The sequence below is a fragment of the Streptomyces sp. 5-10 genome (assembly GCF_014712245.1).
Taxonomy (GTDB): Bacteria; Actinomycetota; Actinomycetes; order Streptomycetales; family Streptomycetaceae; genus Streptomyces; species Streptomyces violaceusniger.
Window position 1 is genome coordinate 127,213 of the sequence record NZ_JACVYG010000006.1, and the last position, 19,888, is coordinate 147,100.

15 protein-coding genes and 1 pseudogene are annotated in these 19,888 nt (G+C 71.8%); 14 read left to right on the forward strand and 2 right to left on the reverse strand.

The window, feature by feature from the left end; all coding sequences use genetic code 11:
• Positions 1-328 precede the first annotated feature (328 nt).
• A complete protein-coding gene (locus IEJ02_RS09720) occupies positions 329-1,165 on the reverse strand; it encodes an HAD family hydrolase (protein WP_191064382.1) in 837 nt (278 codons plus the stop codon).
• A 453-nt stretch (positions 1,166-1,618) separates the two neighbouring features.
• Here IEJ02_RS09720 and ssd point away from each other — a divergent pair, with 453 nt between their 5' ends.
• From ssd to IEJ02_RS09755, 7 genes and pseudogenes are all read left to right on the forward strand, one after another.
• A complete protein-coding gene (ssd, locus tag IEJ02_RS09725; protein ID WP_191064383.1) occupies positions 1,619-2,728 on the forward strand; it encodes a septum site-determining protein Ssd in 1,110 nt (369 codons plus the stop codon).
• Positions 2,725-3,891, forward strand: a complete 1,167-nt coding sequence (locus IEJ02_RS09730; RefSeq protein ID WP_191064384.1) for a TadA family conjugal transfer-associated ATPase — start codon at positions 2,725-2,727, stop codon at positions 3,889-3,891. The genes ssd and IEJ02_RS09730 overlap by 4 nt, the downstream gene beginning before the upstream one ends.
• Positions 3,888-4,850 (forward strand): type II secretion system F family protein, encoded by a 963-nt coding sequence (locus tag IEJ02_RS09735; protein ID WP_191064385.1) that lies wholly within the window; start codon positions 3,888-3,890, stop codon positions 4,848-4,850. The genes IEJ02_RS09730 and IEJ02_RS09735 overlap by 4 nt, the downstream gene beginning before the upstream one ends.
• Entirely contained in the window at positions 4,847-5,674 is an 828-nt protein-coding gene (locus IEJ02_RS09740) for a type II secretion system F family protein (protein ID WP_191064386.1), read from the forward strand. The genes IEJ02_RS09735 and IEJ02_RS09740 overlap by 4 nt, the downstream gene beginning before the upstream one ends.
• 140 nt (positions 5,675-5,814) lie before the next feature.
• On the forward strand, positions 5,815-6,012 hold the full coding sequence (locus IEJ02_RS09745; protein WP_137978583.1) for a DUF4244 domain-containing protein: 198 nt from the start codon (positions 5,815-5,817) through the stop codon (positions 6,010-6,012).
• A gap of 130 nt (positions 6,013-6,142) precedes the next feature.
• Complete coding sequence (locus IEJ02_RS09750) at positions 6,143-6,604, forward strand: TadE family type IV pilus minor pilin (RefSeq protein WP_317985769.1); 462 nt, start codon at positions 6,143-6,145, stop codon at positions 6,602-6,604.
• 65 nt (positions 6,605-6,669) lie between these two features.
• Positions 6,670-6,867: pseudogene (locus IEJ02_RS09755) on the forward strand (Rv3654c family TadE-like protein); the annotation flags it as partial.
• A gap of 111 nt (positions 6,868-6,978) precedes the next feature.
• Here IEJ02_RS09755 and IEJ02_RS09760 read toward each other — a convergent pair.
• Positions 6,979-9,435 (reverse strand): DEAD/DEAH box helicase, encoded by a 2,457-nt coding sequence (locus IEJ02_RS09760; RefSeq protein WP_191064387.1) that lies wholly within the window; start codon positions 9,433-9,435, stop codon positions 6,979-6,981.
• A gap of 54 nt (positions 9,436-9,489) precedes the next feature.
• On the opposite strand from IEJ02_RS09760, the gene bldG reads away from it, so the two are divergent.
• The 7 genes from bldG (at position 9,490) to topA (ending at position 19,774) form a co-directional block, all read left to right on the forward strand.
• Positions 9,490-9,831: an anti-sigma factor antagonist BldG gene (bldG, locus tag IEJ02_RS09765; RefSeq protein ID WP_014061729.1), complete on the forward strand. Its 342-nt coding sequence runs from the start codon at positions 9,490-9,492 to the stop codon at positions 9,829-9,831.
• A gap of 92 nt (positions 9,832-9,923) precedes the next feature.
• On the forward strand, positions 9,924-10,352 hold the full coding sequence (locus tag IEJ02_RS09770; RefSeq protein WP_191064388.1) for an ATP-binding protein: 429 nt from the start codon (positions 9,924-9,926) through the stop codon (positions 10,350-10,352).
• 736 nt (positions 10,353-11,088) lie between these two features.
• Positions 11,089-13,527, forward strand: a complete 2,439-nt coding sequence (locus tag IEJ02_RS09775; RefSeq protein ID WP_191064389.1) for a sodium-translocating pyrophosphatase — start codon at positions 11,089-11,091, stop codon at positions 13,525-13,527.
• 238 nt (positions 13,528-13,765) lie between these two features.
• On the forward strand, positions 13,766-14,338 hold the full coding sequence (locus IEJ02_RS09780; RefSeq protein ID WP_275558872.1) for a small secreted protein: 573 nt from the start codon (positions 13,766-13,768) through the stop codon (positions 14,336-14,338).
• Between the two features lie 209 nt (positions 14,339-14,547).
• Positions 14,548-16,119 carry a DUF7059 domain-containing protein gene (locus IEJ02_RS09785; RefSeq protein ID WP_191064390.1) on the forward strand — a complete coding sequence of 524 codons (1,572 nt, stop codon included), beginning with the start codon at positions 14,548-14,550 and terminating at the stop codon, positions 16,117-16,119.
• Positions 16,120-16,367: 248 nt separating this feature from the next.
• Entirely contained in the window at positions 16,368-16,565 is a 198-nt protein-coding gene (locus IEJ02_RS09790; RefSeq protein WP_137978576.1) for a hypothetical protein, read from the forward strand.
• A 209-nt stretch (positions 16,566-16,774) separates the two neighbouring features.
• On the forward strand, positions 16,775-19,774 hold the full coding sequence (gene topA, locus IEJ02_RS09795) for a type I DNA topoisomerase (protein WP_191064391.1): 3,000 nt from the start codon (positions 16,775-16,777) through the stop codon (positions 19,772-19,774).
• The last annotated feature ends 114 nt before the right edge of the window (positions 19,775-19,888 follow it).

The window sequence follows — 19,888 nt, forward strand, 5'->3', positions numbered from 1 at the left end:
GCGGTCTGACGCCGGACACGGCGGGCTGGCCCCGGACAAGAGTTGCGGCGGTACCACATGGGCACCGCCGCTGGCACAGCTGCCGGGTTACCATGCGTGCAATCTCATTCGCCCATCAGGTCGGGAACTTCTGCCCGTCACCTGGTGCGGCTGGCCCGTAATCGACGGGTCGACGTCGCGTGGGTGCTCAGCATCTGTGCTCGGTCCGTGGGGCCTTGGCGTCTGGGGGTTTCCTCCCGGATACCCCTGGTCTCGCGGGCCGTCGATTCCTTTGTACTCCTGCGAGAGGCCAATCGGAACCCCTCACCGCAGATCTTTGCTGTTACCCCTAAATGCGGGCATAAAGGGCGCGTCGTCGATTGGTGTACCACAGCAGTCCGGCGGTGGCGGCCACCGCGCCGACGGCCGCCACCACGGCGAGAACCGGGCGCGGTGGCATGGAGAGCGAGGGCCTGCGCTGCTTCAGGCGCACCGGGCGGTTGAAGGAGAGCACCGGCCAGCCGCGGGCCGCCGCCTCGCGCCGCAGCGCCCGGTCCGGGTTGACCGCATGGGGGTGTCCGACCGCCTCCAGCATCGGGAGATCGGTCACCGAATCGCTGTAGGCGTAACAGCGCGACAAGTCGTAGCCCTCCGACTCCGCCAACTCGGCGATCGCCTCCGCCTTCGTCGGGCCATAGGCGTAGTACTCCACCTCTCCGGTGAACACTCCGTCCTCGACGACCATGCGAGTGGCCACCACGCGGTCCGCGCCCAGGAGCTCGCCGATCGGCTCGACCACCTCCGCCCCGGAGGTGCTGACGATCACCACGTCGCGGCCGGCCGCGTGGTGCTCCTCGATGAGCGAGGCGGCCTCGTCGTAGATGATGGGGTCGATGAGGTCGTGCAGGGTCTCCGCGACGATCTCCTTGACCTGCTGGACATTCCATCCTCGGCAGAGCGCTGAGAGGTACTCCCGCATCCGCTCCATCTGATCGTGATCGGCGCGGCCGGCGAGGAAGACAAACTGTGCATAGGCGGTACGCAGTGCGGCCCGGCGGTTGATCAGCCCACCCCGGTAGAAGGACTTGCTGAAGGTGAGAGTGCTTGACTTCGCAATGACCGTCTTGTCCAGGTCAAAGAAGGCAGCTGTCCGAGGCAAGGAGTGGTTTTCCACGACGCCGAGCATAGGGCCCACCATTCGGCGTAAGCTCAGGCGCGTGGGTTTGCCTGAGAAGGCTCTCGGGTACACCATGGAAGTCACGGATCGTTCGCGACCGTGCTAACCCGGCCCGACTCCTCCCCCCCCGAGTCGGCCGTGGGGACGACCCCCGCTCTCCCCCCCGGCGGGGGTCGTCGCATGTCCGGACGCTTTTTCGGCGCTCTCATGAGATCTTGCTCCCCTCCCTCGGGCCCGTGTGGCCCGGCCTCTCCACAGCTTGAGCGGTAACCGTACGTAATCGCTAGGCTGCTCTCCGGAAGTCACCGGTTTAGGTGACTGGGATATTCACAACTGATGAGTTGTCCACGGTTTTGGACCAAGATCCCCAAGATTTTCTGGATCGCAGCACGGTGATTCTCCGCGGTGCTCGCACTCGCTGTTCGCGGGGGTGAGAGCGCGTAACGGATATGGGAGGGGATCGTGACTGCATCCATCACACCGGAACGCCCTTCGGCGACCGAAGGACAGCGAAGCAGACCGCTCATCGTCACCGAGGACGAGGCGCTTCTCGACGATCTGCTGCGGCTGTGCGCGGCGGCCGGAGCGGAACCGGAAGTGGCGCATGGCGTGCTCACCCGCCGGGGCAGCTGGGAGGCCGCACCGCTGATTCTGGTCGGCGACGACTCGGCCGCCCGGCTGTCCGACCGAGCCCGCAGACAAGGGGTGCTGCTGATCGGGCGCGATCTGGACGACCACGGCATCTGGCGGCGGGCGGTGGCGCTCGGCGCGGACAATGTGGCGTTCCTGCCCGATGCCGAGACCTGGCTGGTGGACCGGATCGCCGATGTCGCCGAAGGCGTGGGGCGACAGGCCCTGACGGTCGGGGTCATCGGCGGCCGCGGCGGCGCGGGCGCCTCCACTCTCGCCTGCGCCCTGGCGGTCACCGCGGCCCGCTCCGGCCGGCGCACCATGCTGATCGATGCCGATCCCCTGGGCGGCGGGCTCGATGTGCTGCTCGGCGGCGAGGGCGCCCAGGGGCTGAGATGGCCGGCCTTCGCCGAGTCGCGCGGGCGGGTCGCCGGAAGCGCCCTGGAGGAGTCGCTGCCCGAACTGCACGCGCTGCGGGTGCTGAGCTGGGACCGCGGCGATTCGGTCGTCATCCCGCCGTCCGCGATGCGGGCGGTGCTGGCCGCCGCCAGACGGCGCGGCGGGGTCGTGGTGGTGGATCTGCCACGCCGCGTCGACGACGCCGCGGCCGAGGCGCTGTCCCAGATCGACCTCGGGCTGCTGGTCGTCCCGTCGGAGCTGCGAGCGGTCGCGGCCGCCCACCGGGTGGCGTCCACGGTGGGCATGGTGCTGCGGGATCTGCGCGCCGTGGTGCGGGGCCCGTGTGGGCCGGAGCTCGGCGACGAGGAGATCGCGGAGCTGCTCGGGCTGCCGCTGGCCGGTCAGCTGCCACCGGAGCCCGGTCTGGCGGACGCGTTCGAGGGCGGCGAGCCCCCGGGCGGCAGCCCTCGTGGCCCACTCGGCCGATTCTGCGCCGAGTTCTGGGCGCGCGCTCTCGCCGACGAAGGGGGTGTCACCGCATGAGCGTCGTATCGCCGGATCTGCTGGACGCGGTGCGGCTGCGGCTGGCCGGGAGCGGCGCGGAGCCCACGCCCGCGCGGGTGGCGTCTGCCCTGCGCGAGGAGGGGCGGCTGCTCGGCGACACCGAGGTGCTCGGGGTCGTGGAGGCGCTGCGCTCGGAGCTGGTCGGCACCGGCCCCCTGGAGCCGCTGCTGGCCGCCCCCGATGTCACGGACGTCCTTGTCACCGCCCCCGATGAGGTGTGGGTGGACCGCGGCTCGGGGCTGGAGCGCACGGATGTCACCTTCGCGGACGCGGCCGCCGTGCGCAGGCTCGCGCAGCGGCTCGCCGCGGTGGCCGGGCGGCGGCTGGACGACGCCCGGCCATGGGTGGACGCCCGGCTGCCGGACGGGACCCGGCTGCATGCGGTGCTCCCTCCGGTCGCGGTCGGCTCGACCTGTTTGTCGCTGCGGGTGGTGCGTCCCCGGGCGTTCTCCCTCGCGGAGCTGGAAACGGCCGGGACGGTGCCGCCGGACGGCGCGCGGCTGCTGCGGGCCATGCTGGACGCCCGGCTGTCCTACCTGATCAGCGGCGGCACGGGCTCGGGCAAGACAACGCTGCTGAGCACCCTGCTGGGGCTGGTCGGCCCGCGGGAGCGGATCGTCCTCGCCGAGGACTCGGCCGAGCTGCGGCCCGACCACCCGCATGTGGTCCGGCTGGAGACCCGCCCCGCCAACCAGGAGGGACGGGGTCAGGTCACCCTGCGGGATCTGGTGCGGCAGGCGCTGCGGATGCGCCCCGACCGGCTGGTGGTCGGGGAGGTGAGGGGCGCCGAGGTCACCGACCTGCTGGGGGCCCTGAACACCGGCCATGAGGGCGGCTGCGGCACTGTCCACGCCAATACGGCGGCCGACGTGCCCGCGCGGCTGGAGGCGCTCGGCTCGACCGCCGGTCTGGACCGGGCCGCGCTCCACAGCCAGCTGGCGGCGGCGCTGTCGGTCGTGGTCCATCTGGTGCGGGACCGCGCAGGGCGGCGCAGGATCGCCGAACTGCATGTGCTGGACCGGGACCGGGCGGGCTTCGTCACGACCGTCCCCGCGGCCGTCTGGGGCCCCGAGGGCTTCGAGCGGGCGGCGGGCTGGCAGCGGCTCCAGCGGCTGTGCGCACGGGGCGGAGGTGCGGCATGACGGGCGCGGGAGCGGATCCGGGAGCGCTGACGCTCTGCGCGGCCACGCTGTGCGTGGGGGCGGCCTTATGGCTGCTCACCGGGCGGAACCGGGAGCTGCGCCGGGCCAGGCTGCTGTTGGCCGGCGGCGGACCCGTCGAGCCCGCGGGGGCCGACCCGGCGCGGCGGCTGTCCGAGACCACCGCCTGGCTGCGGGAGCGCTGGCGGGTCAAGTACGGCGGGCGGATGGGTCGTGAGCTGCTGTGCCTGCCGGTCGGATGTGCGATCGCGATGCTGGGCGCGTCGGTTCTGCCGCTGCTCGGGGCGGTGTTGGCCACACCGGTCGTCGGCCGCTGGCTGCGGTCCCGGCGGGGCGAGCGGGACCGTGTGCGGCGCGCCACCGGGGTGATCGAGCTCTGTGCCACCGTGGCGGGTGAGCTGCGGGCCGGGCGGCATCCCGGCGAGGCGCTGCTGGCGGTGGATCCGGGGCATCTGAGGGAGCGTTGGGGGTTGGTGACGGCCGCGGCGCGGTTCGGTGGGGATGTGCCGGACGCGCTGCGGAGGGTGGCCCGGCTACCGGGCGCCGAGGGGCTGACCGGGGTCGCCGCCTGCTGGCAGGTGGCGGTCGACGAGGGGGCGGGGCTGGCGGCGGGTCTCGACCGGGTGGCGGCGGCGCTGCGCGCCGAGCGGGACCAGCGGGAGAGCTTGGACGCCAAGCTGGCGGGAGCCAAGGCCACCGCCCTCGGGCTGGCCGTGCTGCCCGTCGTCGGGCTGGTGCTGGGCGGCCTGTTGGGCTCCGATCCGCTGCATGTGCTGCTGCACACCCCGGCCGGGTTGAGCTGTCTGCTGGTGGGCGGCCTGCTGGAGTGGGCGGGCCTGGTCTGGACCGGCCGGATGGTGCGTGCCGCGCGTGAGCCGGGGCGGCGGCGAGGGGATCCGCACCTGGGTCGAGGCCCTGTGGATCGCCGGGGTGGCCGATGAGCGCCGAGAGCGCCGAGGTTGTCCACAGCCTGGGGATTTCGCTGTCCTTCCTGGCGGCGGTCCTGTGTACGGCGATGGCGATGGTCGAGGCCCGGCGGGAGCGATGCGCCCGACGACGGCTGGCGGCGCTGCTTCCGGGCACGGAGGACGGGCGACCGAGGCGGGCCCGGCCGTGGCGGCGGTGGCGCGCCGGGTCCGGTGCGGGCGCTCTGCCCGCCTGGGCCGCGCCGGGCGGCGCGCTGACGATCGCCGTCGTCCTCGTCGGAGGGCCGCCGGGGTGGGCGCTGGGGCTCGCCGCGGCCTGCGGCCTCTGGCGGTGGCAGCGGCACCGCCGGGTCACGGCCGGGCGGCGCGGCCGTGACCGGCAGCTGGAGGCCCTCGCCGCGGGCCAGATCCCGCTGGCCGCCGATCTGCTGACCGCCTGCCTGGCGGCCGGCGCGGGCCCGCGGAAGGCGGCGGAGGCGGTGGGAGGTTCGCTCGGCGGCCCGGTCGGCGAGCGGCTTGCCCAGACCGCGGCAGAGCTGCGGCTGGGCGGCGAACCGGCCCACGCCTGGGGGCGCATCGGCGCCCTGCCCGGAGCGCAGGGGCTGGCGCGCGCCATGGAACGCGCCGGGACGACGGGGGCTCCGGCGGTGGAGTCGGTGTCCCGGCTGGCGGCCGAATGCCGGGCCGAGCAGGGGCGGGATGCGCTGCGACGGGCCGACCGCACCGGTGTGCTGGTCAACGCACCGCTCGCGGGCTGCTTTCTCCCCGCGTTCCTGCTGGTCGGTCTGGTCCCGGTGATGATCGGGCTGGCCCGCGGCCTGGCGGGCGACGGCCCCTGAGCACGGGCGGGACCACGACGACAGCACGGCAACGGCACCGGCGCCAACGGCACCGGCACGAGCGGCAGCCGCACGAGCGGCAGCACGACGAACGACGACACCGCGGTCGGTGGCACCGCGGACGGGACAAGGGGGCCGAGATGGTGAAGCAGTGGTGGGTACGGCGGTACGCGGCGGCGCGGGCGAAGGCCGAGGCAGGCATGACCACCGCCGAGTACGCGATGGGAACGATCGCGGCATGCGGTTTCGCCGCGGTGCTCTACAAGGTGGTGACCAGCGGGACCGTCAGCGGTGCGCTGCAGTCGGTCATCGGACGGGCGCTCGATGCGCATTTCTGAATCGCCGGTGACGGGGGAGCGGACGAGTTCGCGCGCCAGGAGCGGTGTGTGGGGCGTTCCGGGGCCCAGTGACGGCCGGAGGGCCAGTGGCGCCCGGACGGGCCGCGGCGGCGTCCCGAGGGCCCGCAGCGTGCCCAGGACGGGCGCCCCGGGGGCCCGCCGGGGCCCTGCGCGGGACAGCGGCTACGTCACGGCGGAGGCGGCCGTCGCGCTGCCGGTGCTGGCGCTGTTCGCTCTGATGCTGATCTGGGGGCTGATGGCCGCGTGCGCCCAGCTTCAGTGCGTGGACGCGGCCAGAGCGGGGGCGAGGGCGGCGGCGCGTTCGGAGCCGAAGGCGGACGCGATGGCCGCCGCCCGCTCGGCCGCCCCTGATGGGGCTCGGGTCGAGCTGTGGCGGGAGGGGGACCTGGTGCGGGTGCGGGTCCGGACCCATGCCGCCGGTCCCGGTCCGCTGGCGGTGAATCTGCGCGGCGAGGCCGCCGCGCTCGCCGAGGACACGGTGGGCGCGGACGACGCGATGGGCGGGGTCCGCGCGGGCGGTGCGGGCGGTGCGGGCGGTGCGGGCGGTGCGGCCCGGGAGGCGGTCCCGTGAGAAGTGCGGACGACCGGGGGTCGGCCACCGTCTGGACCGCGCTGGCCGCGACGGCGCTGTGCGTGGTGTTCGCGGCCGTGCTGGCGGCCGGACAGGCCATGGTGGCGCGACATCGGGCGGGCGGAGCCGCCGACCTGGCGGCGCTCGCGGCGGCGGACCACGGGCTGGAGGGGGCTCGTACGGCGTGCGGTCTGGCCCGGCGGGTGGCCTCCGCCCAGGGGGCGCGCGTGGTGCGGTGCGCTCTGAGCAGTGAGATCGCGGATCTCACCGTGGAGGTGCGCACCGGCCCGTTCACCCTCCGGGCCCGGGCGCGGGCGGGGCCCGGGGACACTCCGGTCACCCGACCGCCGTCCCCACCGGACGGCGGGGAGCGGTCACTCGGCGGTCGGCGGCTGCTCGGGGGCGCCGGCGAGCAGAGTCGTCAGCAGGCGGATGGCGGCCTTCTTGTCCAGCGGGTCGTTGCCGTTCCCGCACTTGGGCGATTGGATGCAGGACGGGCATCCCGCCTCGCACTCGCAGACCGCGATCGCCTCGCGGGTGGCCGCCAGCCAGCGGGCGGCGGTGTGGAAGGCGCGCTCGGCGAAGCCCGCACCGCCCGGGTGTCCGTCGTAGACGAAGACGGTCGGCAGCAGCGTGTCGGGGTGCAGCGGGATGGACACCCCGCCGATGTCCCAGCGGTCACAGGTGGCGAAGAGCGGCAGGATGCCGATCGAGGCGTGCTCGGCGGCGTGCAGGGCGCCACCGAGGGCCTGGGGGTGCACCCGGGCCTCCTCCAGCTGGTCGTCGGTCACCGTCCACCACACCGCCCGGGTGCGCAGGGTGCGCGGCGGAAGGTCCAGCTTGGACTCGCCGAGGACCTCACCGGTGATCAGCTTGCGGCGCAGGAAGGAGACCACCTGGTTGGTGACCTCGACCGAGCCGAAGCACAGCCGCGCGTCCCCCCAGGGGATCTCGGTGGTGGTCTCCAGGATGGAGATCGCCGTGGTGTCGCGGGCCGTGGTCGAGTAGGGCGGAGTGGCCTCCTCCACCAGGGCGACCGAATCGTCGAGGTCGAGCTGCTTGACGAGATAGCTCCGGCCCTGGTGGAGGTGGACGGCGCCCTCGTGGACGGTGGTGTGGGCCGCCGCGGCGTCCACGGTGCCCAGCAGCCGCCCGGTCGCCGCCTCCACGACCTGGACCGGACTGCCGCCCGTCCCACGGATGTCGGTGAGGTCGGCGGCGCGCTCGCGGCGGGTCCAGTGCCAGGCCCTCGCCCGGCGGCGCAGCAGCTTGCGCTGCTCCAGCTGCGGCATCAGCTCCTCGGTGGCGGGCCCGAAGAGCTCCAGGTCGGGCTCGGTGAGCGGAAGCTCGGCCGCGGCCGCGCACAGGTGGGGCGCGAGGACGTACGGGTTGTCCGGGTCCAGGACGGTGGACTCCACCGGCTGCCGGAAGAGGGCGTCCGGGTGGTGGACGAGATAGGTGTCCAGCGGGTCGTCCCGGGCGACCAGGATCGCGAGGGCCCCTTCGCCGGTGCGCCCGGCCCGCCCCGCCTGCTGCCACAGGGAGGCGCGGGTGCCGGGATAGCCCGCCACGACCACGGCGTCCAGCCCGGCGATGTCCATCCCCAGCTCGAGGGCGGTGGTGGCGGCGAGCCCCAGCAACTCACCGGAGTGCAAGGCCTTCTCCAGGGCGCGGCGCTCCTCGGGGAGATAGCCGCCCCGATAGGCGGCGATCCGGTCCGGCAGCGAGCGGTCCACTTCCGCGAGCCGCTCCTGGGCGATGAGCGCGATGAGCTCCGCGCCCCGCCGGGAGCGCACGAAGGTGACCGTACGGACCCCCTGGACGGCCAGGTCGGTGAGCAGGTCGGCGGACTCGGCCGTGGCCGTGCGGCGCACCGGGGCGCCCTGCTCGCCGTGGAGCTCGGTCAGCGGCGGCTCCCAGAGGGCGAAGACGACCTCGCCGCGGGGCGAGCCGTCCTCGGTGATCTCCACCACGGGCACGCCGGTCAGTCGGCACGCGGCGACCGCCGGATCGGAGGCGGTGGCCGAGGCGAGCAGGAACACCGGCGAGGAGCCGTAGCGGGCGCAGACGCGGCGCAGCCTGCGCAGCACCTGGGCCACATGAGAGCCGAAGACACCCCGGTAGGTGTGGCACTCGTCGATCACCACATAGCGCAGCGCGCGCAGGAAGGAGGACCACCTGGGGTGGCCGGGGAGGATGCCCCGGTGGAGCATGTCGGGGTTGGTGAGCACGTAGTTCGCGTACTGCCGGACCCACTCGCGCTCCTCGACGGGCGTGTCGCCGTCGTAGACCGCCGCCCGGATGCCGGTGCCCAGCGGGGCGGTGAGGCCGGCCACCGCGCGGCGCTGGTCGGCCGCCAGCGCCTTGGTGGGGGAGAGGTACAGGGCGGTCGCCCCCCGGCCGCTGGGCTCCTCCGAGCCGTCCAGCAGGGTGCTGAGGACGGGGGCCAGATAGGCGAGGGACTTGCCGGAGGCGGTTCCGGTGGCCACGACCACGGATTCGCCGCGCAGCGCGTGTTCGGCCGTGCGCGCCTGGTGGGCCCAGGGGCGCTCGATGCCGACCGCGCGAATGGCGTTGATCACCTCTGGCCGGATCGCCGAGGGCCAGTCGGCATGGGTTCCCGGGCGTGGGGGCAAGTGCTCCGTATGAGTGATGCGCGTGCTCCGGCTCGCCCCGGTGCTCAGCCGACCGAGGACGGCCCGGGGTGAGGGGCGTATGCCCGCCTGCCGCGGGATTTGGTTGTCGGCCATCGACACCGAGTGTGTCACTGGTCTGACGGACAATGGTCTCAAGGCGTCGTGCACGCCTGCTGGTAAGTGATTGAATGCCATCGCGGCTGCCGATCCATGGGGGGCGACCGCTCGATGCAAGGTGCTGGAGGATCCGTGGACCTGTCCCTGTCGACTCGGACCGTCGATGACCGCACGGTCGTCGAGGTCGGTGGCGAGATTGATGTATACACCGCGCCCAAGCTGCGCGAGCAGCTGGTCGAGCTTGTCAACGACGGCAACTACCACCTGGTCGTCGACATGGAGGGCGTCGACTTTCTCGACTCCACCGGACTCGGCGTGCTCGTCGGCGGGCTCAAGCGAGTGCGGGCCCACGAGGGCTCGCTGCGCCTGGTCTGCAACCAGGAGCGCATTCTGAAGATCTTCCGCATCACCGGCCTGACCAAGGTGTTCCCGATCCACACCTCGGTCGAGGACGCTGTCGCGGCGACCGACTGACAAGATCGCCGAAGGAAGACACAGAAGGGGGTTCCGGGCGGCGCTCGCCCGGCCCTCCCCATACGCACGCCCATACGCCCGAGGGGGATGGCATGGCCACCGTCGAACTCCGCTTCAGCGCGCTGCCCGAGCACGTCAGGACCGCTCGTCTTGTCGCGGCGGCCGTGGCGCGCCGGGCGGGGGTGGATGAGGCCGTGCTCGACGAAGTGCGGCTCGCGGTCGGCGAAGCCTGCACACGTGCGGTCGGGCTCCACCTGAGCAATGGGGTGGAGGCACCGGTGCGGGTGATCCTGACCGAGGAGGAGAAGAAGTTCTCCATCGAGGTCGGTGACGAATCCCCGACCTCGGCCGCCCTGGCGCCAGGTTCCCATCCGGAGGTGGACGACGAGGCCGAGGGCGAGGACGAGATGGGTCTCGCCGTCATCAGCGGGCTCGTCGACGACGTCGAGGTGACGACCAGCGAGACCGGTGGAGTGATCCGGATGAGCTGGCCGACCTCGCCCCAGGCTCTGGTGTCCTAGCCCAAGCCGGAGCTTCTGAAGTCCTGATCCACCGGTTCGTGTTCCGCCGGTACCGGGTTGGGCCTGTCCTCGCCGGTTCGGGTTCCGCCCGTATTGGGTGGGGCCCTGTCATCGCCGGTTCGGGCCGTGCCCCGGCGGGCCGGGCCTCTTGCCTCGCCCCGAGGCCCGGCGCGGGCCTGAGCCCCGAGGCCCCCAGCGCGGGTCTGAGCTGCCCTGGCCGCCGAATCCGCCAATTCGGGCCCCCCGAGGGGCATCTGCCCGTCATCCCTCGCCCGATCTTCCGGACCACCGGGCCGGGTGTTTCAAGATCGCCGGTCCGGCCGTCGGCGTGCCCGCGCCCGCTCGGCGGCATCGTCCCGGCGCATCCCGGGCGCACCCCCGGCGCATCATTCGGCGCGCGCTTTTTCGATCTCGGGCGTACGCTTTGAACAGCGCTTTTCTCAGTGCGGCGCAACCGCTGCAAGATCGCCATTGAGATCATCTATATAGATCATTTATAGAGATCACTTTACATCCGTCATCGAATTGTCGACCTTCCTTCTTCCGAAGGAATTCGTACCGCCAAACCTATTGATCTTCGCTGGTGCGGGGGAATTCCCATTCCGGCGCCCTGTTTTGATCGTGTGACGCTCCCTACAATCCGTCCACATCTCGAGCTCAGGACGCCTGAGCGTGGCGGCTCTTCTGCGGTCGCAGAACTGCTGCGCGCCCATGTGCCAAACGTCAAGGAGGACGAATGGCGGGGCCTCTCACCCCTCATCAGCTGGACCTCACCCCAACCCTGGCCGCCGCAGAGCTGACCGATGACAACCGTGTGATCGTGCTGGCGATCGCCGCCGTCGCGATCGCGGCGCTCGCGGTCGCGGTGGTGCTGGTACGACAAGTCCTCGCGGCCGGCGAGGGCACGGACAGTATGAAGAAGATCGCCGAAGCCGTTCAGGAAGGCGCCAATGCCTATCTGGCCCGGCAGTTGCGCACCCTCGGCGGATTCGCCGTGGTGGTGTTCTTCCTGCTCATGCTGTTGCCGGCGGACGACTGGGCGCAGCGCATCGGGCGTTCGGTGTTCTTTCTGATCGGTGCGGCATTCTCGGCGGCCACCGGCTATATCGGGATGTGGCTCGCGGTGCGCAGCAATGTGCGCGTCGCCGCCGCCGCTCGTGAGGCCACCCCCGAGCCCCCCACCACACCCGTCAATGGCGATTCGGCCGCTTCCGCGCCCGGTAAGCCGAGCGTGGATCTCACGGCCGTCTCGCACAAGGCAATGAAGATCGCATTCCGTACTGGCGGTGTGGTGGGCATGTTCACCGTGGGCCTCGGACTGCTGGGCGCCTCCTGCGTGGTGCTGGTCTACGCGGCCGACGCGCCCAAGGTGCTCGAAGGCTTCGGGCTGGGCGCCGCGCTGATCGCGATGTTCATGAGGGTCGGCGGCGGCATCTTCACCAAGGCCGCCGACGTCGGCGCCGACCTCGTCGGCAAGGTCGAGAAGGGCATCCCCGAGGACGACCCGCGCAACGCCGCGACCATCGCGGACAACGTCGGCGACAACGTCGGGGACTGCGCCGGGATGGCCGCCGACCTCTTCGAGTCGTACGCCGTCACCCTGGTGGCCGCGCTGATCCTCGGCAAGGCGGCCTTCGGCGACTCCGGGCTGGCCTTCCCGCTGCTCGTCCCGGCCATCGGCGTGGTCACCGCCATGATCGGGATCTTCGCCGTGGCCCCGCGCCGCGCCGACCGCAGCGGGATGAGCGCCATCAACCGGGGCTTCTTCATCTCCGCCCTGATCTCGATGGCGCTGGTGGCGATCGCGGTCTTCGCCTATCTGCCGTCCAGCTACGCGGATCTCGACGGCGTCACCAACCGCGAGATCCTCGGCCACAGCGGTGACCCGCGGGTGCTCGCGCTCGTCGCCGTCGCCGTCGGCATCGTGCTGGCCGCGCTCATCCAGCAGCTCACGGGCTACTTCACCGAGACCACCCGGCGTCCCGTGCGGGACGTCGGCAAGACCTCGCTGACCGGCCCGGCCACGGTGGTGCTCTCCGGTATCTCGCTGGGTCTGGAGTCCGCCGTCTACTCGGCGGCGCTGATCGGGCTGAGCGTCTACGGCGCCTTCCTGCTCGGCGGCAGTTCGATCATGCTGGCGCTGTTCGCCGTGGCGCTCGCCGGTACCGGTCTGCTCACCACGGTCGGCGTGATCGTCGCCATGGACACCTTCGGCCCGGTCTCCGACAACGCCCAGGGCATCGCCGAGATGTCCGGCGACGTCGAGGGCGCGGGCGCGCAGGTGCTCACCGACCTGGACGCGGTCGGCAACACCACCAAGGCGATCACCAAGGGCATCGCCATCGCGACGGCGGTGCTCGCCGCGGCCGCGCTCTTCGGCTCGTACCGCGATGCCATCGCCGAGGCGGTGAAGGACGTGCACACCTCCGTGTCCGGGGAGATGAACCTGAACCTGGATATCTCGCAGCCCAACAACCTCGTGGGCCTCGTCCTCGGCGCCGCCGTCGTCTTCCTCTTCTCCGGGCTGGCGATCAACGCGGTGTCGCGGTCGGCCGGTGCGGTGGTCTTCGAGGTGCGGCGGCAGTTCCGCGAGAAGCCCGGGATCATGAACTACAGCGAGAAGCCCGAATACGGCCGGGTCGTCGACATCTGCACCAAGGACGCCCTGCGCGAGCTGGCCACCCCGGGTCTGCTCGCCGTCATGGCGCCGATCGCCGTCGGCTTCACCTTCGGAGTCGGCGCGCTCGGCTCCTTCCTGGCGGGCGCGATCGGTACCGGCACGCTGATGGCCGTCTTCCTCGCCAACTCCGGCGGCGCCTGGGACAACGCCAAGAAGCTGGTCGAGGACGGTCACCACGGCGGCAAGGGGAGCGAGGCCCATGCCGCGACGGTGATCGGCGACACGGTCGGTGATCCCTTCAAGGACACCGCCGGTCCCGCGATCAACCCGCTGTTGAAGGTGATGAACCTGGTGGCGCTGCTGATCGCCCCCGCGGTGGTCAAGTTCTCCTACGGGGACAACGCCAGCCCGGGGCTGCGCGCGGTCGTCGCGGTGATCGCCGTCGTGATCATCGTGACCGCCGTCTACATCTCCAAGCGGCGCGGAATCGCCGTAGGTGACGAAGGCAACTCCGAGCACGTGGCGAAGTCAGCCGACGCGGCGGTGGTGTCCTAGCCCCGGAAGGGGCCGGGGGGCCGGGAATGCCCCCGCGACATGCGGGCGGGCGGTGTGCGACGGCACATCGTCCGCCCGCTTCCCTGTCCGCGGTGCGCCATCCGCTCGATGAGGCCATGTCCACAATGAGCGTGGTGCAAATGATCCTAAAGATATCCATACGGGACGCTCTCCCCGTGGGCTTCGCCGGATGGACGTGTATGTTCCGGGGCCGAGAGCCATGGAAGGGACCAATCCGGTGAACAAGAAGCTTGTGGCTGCACTGTCCGGCGGTGCGGCACTCGTACTGGCGCTGACCGGCTGCGGGGGCGGCGACGAGGACAAGAAGGTCAACGACTGGGCCAAGTCGGTCTGTGACGAGGTGCAGCCTCAGCTGACGAAGATCCAGGGTGCCAACACCGCGATCCAGGGCGCCGCCGACGAGCAGGACTCCAAGAAACTGCAGCAGACCGACTCCAAGGCGTTCCAGGAGATCTCCGAGTCCTACGGGGCACTCGCCAAGGCCGTGAACAAGGCGGGCCCGCCGCCCGTGGACAACGGCGACAAGACCCAGAAGCAGGCGGTCAAGGAGCTCAACGCCACCTCGGCGTCGTACACGAAGCTGAAGTCGGCCGTCGACAAGCTGGACACCTCGGACAAGTCCAAGTTCGCCCAGGGGCTCAAGGGCGTCGCCGATGAGCTCGACAAGCTCAGCAAGTCGGGTGACCAGGCCCTGCAGAAGCTCCAGGAGGGCAAGGTCGGCTCGGCGATGGCCAAGCAGCCCGGCTGCCAGAAGCCGAAGACGGCCGGCGGCGCCACGACGCAGTCCTAGCCGGTCCTCGCCGGCCCTCAGAGCCCTCGTACTCCTCCCAGCGGTCCCCGTAGCCCCTTACGCGGACCGCCGGGGAAGTTCTGCCGCCAGGGGCAACGCCGCCCTCCGGCGCGCCCTTTGTCGGCCTGTCACCCCGGTCGGCGCGGGCGACGTCGTCCCGATGCCGACTGCCGTCGCCCGCTGTCGGTGGTTGCCCCGACAATGGGGGCGTGAGTACGCACCAGCCCTCGTCCCGCCTCCCCACCGCCGACCCCGAGCGCACCGCCCGCCTTCGCGAGGCGCTGTCGGCCGCCTCCTTCACCGCCGACGGTCTGCTGGACCTGTTCGGCCCGTCCGCGTACGCGGCCCTGGCGCGCGGGGAGACCGTCCCGGCGCTGCGCGCCACCCGGGGCGGGAGCGGCCCGCTGGAGACCCTGGTGCGGCTCTTCCTGCTGCAGCGCCCGGTGGCGTACGGGCGGGCGGCCGCGGCCCTTCCCGTCGAGGACTGCCTCGCCGACGGCTGGCTGGTGCGCGAGGGCGACGAGGTGCGCGCGAGCGTGGACGTGCGGCCTTACGGCGGGCCCGAGGGCCAGGACTGGTGGATCGTCTCCGACCTGGGCTGCGCGGTCGGCGGCGCGGCAGGGATCGGTGGCCCGGGCGGCGCCCGTGGCCGTGAGGACCGCTCCCGGCTCGTGCTCGGGGTCGGCGGCGCGTCCACCACGCTCGCCGGTCTCACCGTGCCCGCGCCGGTGGACCGGGTCCTCGACCTCGGCACCGGCTCCGGCATCCAGGCGCTGCACGCGGGCCGCCACGCCGCCCGCGTGACCGCCACGGACCGCAATCCGCGCGCCCTGGCCATCGCCCGGCTGACCCTCGCCCTGTCCGGGGCGCCGGAGCCGGATCTGCGGGAGGGGTCGCTGTTCGAGCCGGTCCGGGACGAGACGTACGACCTGATCGTCTCCAACCCGCCCTTCGTGATCTCCCCGCGCGCCCCGGAGGGCGGGGAGCTGGTCTACCGGGAGGGCGGGATGTCCGGGGACGACCTGTGCCGCACCCTCGTCCAGCGGTCCGCCGGGCACCTCGCCGACGGCGGCTGGTGTCAGCTGCTGGCGAACTGGCAGCACGTCGAGGGGGAGGACTGGCGCGAGCGGCTGGCCTCCTGGGTCCCGCCCGGCTGTGACGCGTGGATCGTGCAGCGCGAGGTGCAGGACGTCACCCAGTACGCCGAGCTGTGGCTGCGCGACGCCGGTGAGCACCTGGCCGGTCCCGAGGCGTACGCGGCGCGCTACGAGGCGTGGCTGGACGAGTTCGAGGCGCGGAAGACCACGGCCGTCGGCTTCGGCTGGATCACCCTGCGCAAGTCCGGCGCCGACCGGCCCTCGGTGACCGTGGAGGAGTGGCCCCATCCGGTCGAGCAGCCGCTGGGTGCCGAGGTCATGGCCCACTTCGACCGGCAGGACTTCCTGCGCACGCATGACGACGCCGCGCTGCTGACCACCCGCTTCCGGCTGGCCGACGAGGTCGTCCAGGAGCAGGTGGGCCCGCCCGGGGCCGAGGACCCCGAGCATGTGGTGCTCAGGCAGCACCGGGGGATGCGGCGCGCGACGAAGGTGGACACGGTCGGGGCGGGCTTCGCGGGGGTGTGCGACGGCACACTCAGCGCCGGCCGGATCCTGGACGCCATCGCCCAGCTGCTCGGGGAGGATCCGGTGGTGCTGCGCGACCGCACCCCGGAGTCCATCCGGCTCCTGGTCGAGCAGGGCTTTCTGCGGCCGGCCGACGACGGCATGGAGATGTCATGACGGCACAGGGCATGACGGCGCAGGCATGACGGCATAGGAACGCCACAACACGAAACGCGCCGCATGTGCGCCGGGGGGCGTGCGCCGGTGGTACAGCGCTCTGGAACGCGCCCCCGTATGGCAGGAAGCTGCCGCCGGGGCGCCGAAGGGGCCGCCCCGGGGCGGGTACGGACGGGGCCCGGTGAGGCGACGCGCGCTGTTCACCCGGGGTTCGCGCTCACGCCTCCCGTGCGTGCCACGCTCCCGCCATGGAGAGCGGACCTGCGATCTTCGCCGGAACGGCATTCGTGTTGTTCGGCGCCGCGCTGCTGCTGTGGACGGCGGCGCGCCTGAGGCTGCGTGTGCCGGTCGCGCACGGTGTGAGTCCTGTCGCTTCCGCGGTGCTCTCCCTTCTCTTCGGCGTCGCCGCGCTCGGCGGCGGAATCTGGTGCCTGGGTTACGCCTGACAGGGCCTTCCGCGCTGCCTCGTGCCGGTCCGGGCGGCAGACAGGACGGTTGTCGGGTTACCGTTCGAGTGGCGTTGCGGGCTTTTTCCGTTTGACACGGGGGCGGGATGTACCGTCACACTCCGCAGCGTCACCGTAGAGGGAGGCCGTGAGCGTTACCCGCGCGGCACTGCCCGTTCACCGAGAGTCGACCGGAGAGAAGAGCCAAGTTGTCCCCGACCACCAGCGAGACCGCACAGGGCGGCCGCCGACTCGTCATCGTCGAGTCGCCTGCCAAGGCGAAGACGATCAAGGGCTACCTCGGTCCGGGATACGTGGTCGAGGCCAGCGTCGGGCACATCCGGGACCTGCCGAACGGTGCGGCCGAGGTCCCCGACAAGTACACCGGCGAGGTCCGGCGCCTCGGCGTGGACGTCGAGCACGACTTCCAGCCCGTCTATGTGGTCAACGCTGATAAGAAGAGCCAGGTCAAGAAGCTCAAGGAGCTGCTCGCCGACTCCGACGAGCTCTTCCTGGCCACCGATGAGGACCGCGAGGGCGAGGCCATCGCCTGGCACCTCCAGGAGGTCCTCAAGCCCAAGGTCCCGGTCCGCCGGATGGTCTTCCACGAGATCACCAAGGACGCCATCCGGGCCGCCGTGGCCAATCCGCGCGAGCTGAACCAGCGCCTCGTCGACGCCCAGGAGACCCGCCGCATCCTCGACCGCCTCTACGGCTACGAGGTCTCGCCGGTCCTGTGGAAGAAGGTCATGCGCGGCCTGTCCGCGGGCCGGGTCCAGTCGGTCGCCACCCGTCTCGTCGTCGAGCGCGAGCGCGATCGCATCGCCTTCCGCTCCGCCGAGTACTGGGACCTCACCGGCACCTTTTCCACCGGCCGGGCCGGTGACATCAGCGACCCCGGCACCTTCGGTGCCCGCCTTACGGCCGTCGACGGCCTCCGGGTCGCCCAGGGGCGCGATTTCACGTCGCTCGGGCTACTCAAGGACGGCCTCAACGTCCTCCACCTGGACGAGGCGGGCGCCCGCTCGCTGGCCACGGCCCTCGTCGGCACCGCCTTCACGGTGCGCTCGGTCGAGTCCAAGCCGTACCGCCGCTCGCCGTACGCGCCGTTCCGCACGACGACGCTGCAGCAGGAGGCCAGCCGCAAGCTGGGCTTCGGTGCCAAGGCCACCATGCAGATCGCGCAGAAGCTGTACGAAAACGGCTACATCACCTATATGCGTACGGACTCCACCGTCCTGTCGGACACGGCGGTGACGGCGGCCCGGGCGCAGGTCACCCAGCTGTACGGGGCCGACTACCTGCCCGACAAGCCGCGCACCTACGCGGGCAAGGTCAAGAACGCCCAGGAGGCGCACGAGGCCATCCGCCCCTCGGGAGACCGTTTCCGCACCCCGGCGGAGACCGGCCTCACGGGCGACCAGTTCCGGCTCTACGAGCTGATCTGGAAGCGGACCGTCGCCTCCCAGATGAAGGACGCGGTCGGCAACTCGGTCACCGTCAAGATCGGCGGGCAGGCGAGCGACGGCCGGGACGCCGAGTTCTCCGCCTCCGGTAAGACGATCACCTTCCACGGCTTCATGAAGGCGTACGTGGAAGGCGCCGACGACCCGAACGCCGAGCTCGACGACCGCGAGCGCCGGCTGCCGCAGGTCGCCGAGGGCGACCGGCTCACCGCCGAGGAGATCACCGCCGACGGCCACGCGACCAAGCCCCCGGCCCGCTACACCGAGGCGTCGCTGGTCAAGGAGCTCGAAGAGCGCGAGATCGGCCGCCCGTCGACCTACGCCACGATCCTGGGCACCATCCTCGACCGCGGCTACGTCTTCAAGAAGGGCACCGCGCTCGTGCCCTCCTTCCTGAGCTTCGCCGTGGTCAACCTGCTGGAGAAGCACTTCGGCCGGCTGGTCGACTACGACTTCACCGCCAAGATGGAGGACGACCTCGACCGCATCGCGCGCGGTGAGGCCGAGGCCGTGCCGTGGCTGAAGCGCTTCTACTTCGGCGAGGGCGCGCAGGCCGGCGCCGCCGAGGCCGGGAACGGCGACGGCGACCACCTCGGCGGCCTCAAGGAGCTGGTCACCGACCTGGGCGCGATCGACGCCCGGGAGATCTCGTCCTTCCCCGTGGGCGACGGCATCGTGCTGCGCGTCGGCCGCTACGGGCCGTACGTCGAGCGCCCGACGGAGGTCGAGGGCGGCACCGGCCGCCGCGCCGATGTCCCCGACGACCTGCCGCCGGACGAGCTGACCGTGGAGCTCGCGGAGGAACTGCTCGCCAAGCCGAGCGGTGAGTTCGAGCTGGGTCCTGACCCCGAGACCGGTCGCATGATCGTCGCCAAGGACGGCCGCTACGGCCCGTACGTCACCGAGGTGCTTCCCGAGGACACCCCCAAGAGCGGTAAGAACGCCATCAAGCCGCGCACGGCCTCCCTGCTGAAGTCGATGTCCCTGGACACGGTGACCCTGGAGGACGCGCTCAAGCTGATGTCGCTGCCGCGTGTGGTCGGCACCGACCCCGAGGGCGTGGAGATCACCGCGCAGAACGGCCGCTACGGCCCGTACCTGAAGAAGGGCACGGACTCGCGGTCGCTCGAGACCGAGGAGCAGATCTTCACCATCACGCTCGAGCAGGCGTTGGCGATCTACGCCCAGCCCAAGCAGCGGGGCCGGGCCGCGGCCAAGCCGCCGCTGAAGGAGCTGGGCACCGACCCGGTCAGCGAGCGGCCCGTGGTGGTCAAGGACGGTCGCTTCGGTCCGTACGTCACGGACGGCGAGACCAACGCGACGCTGCGCCGCGACGACGACGTGGAGACCATCACGCCCGAGCGCGGCTACGAGCTGCTCGCCGAGAAGCGGGCCAAGGGCCCGGCCAAGAAGACCGCCAAGAAGGCGGCCGCCAAGAAGACCGCGGCGGCGAAGACGACCGCGAAGAAGACGACCACGAAGAAGACGGCCGCCAAGAAGACCGCGGCGGCGAAGACGACCGCGAAGAAGACGACCACGAAGAAGACGGCCGCCAAGAAGACCGCGGCGGCGAAGACGACCGCGAAGAAGACGACCACGAAGAAGACGGCCGCCAAGAAGACCGCGGCGGCGAAGACGACCGCGAAGAAGACGACCACGAAGAAGACGGCCGCCAAGAAGACGACCGCGAAGACCGCGGCCAAGAAGACGGCGGCCGAGAGGTCGTCGGCCAACGCCGAGTAACCGGAGGAGCCGGCCGACGGCGGGCGGCCGGCGGGAAGCGGAGCAAGGCGGAGCAATTCGCACGCCATCCACGGCTCACCGCCCGTTTGTTCGGCCGGGGGGCCGTGGATTCAC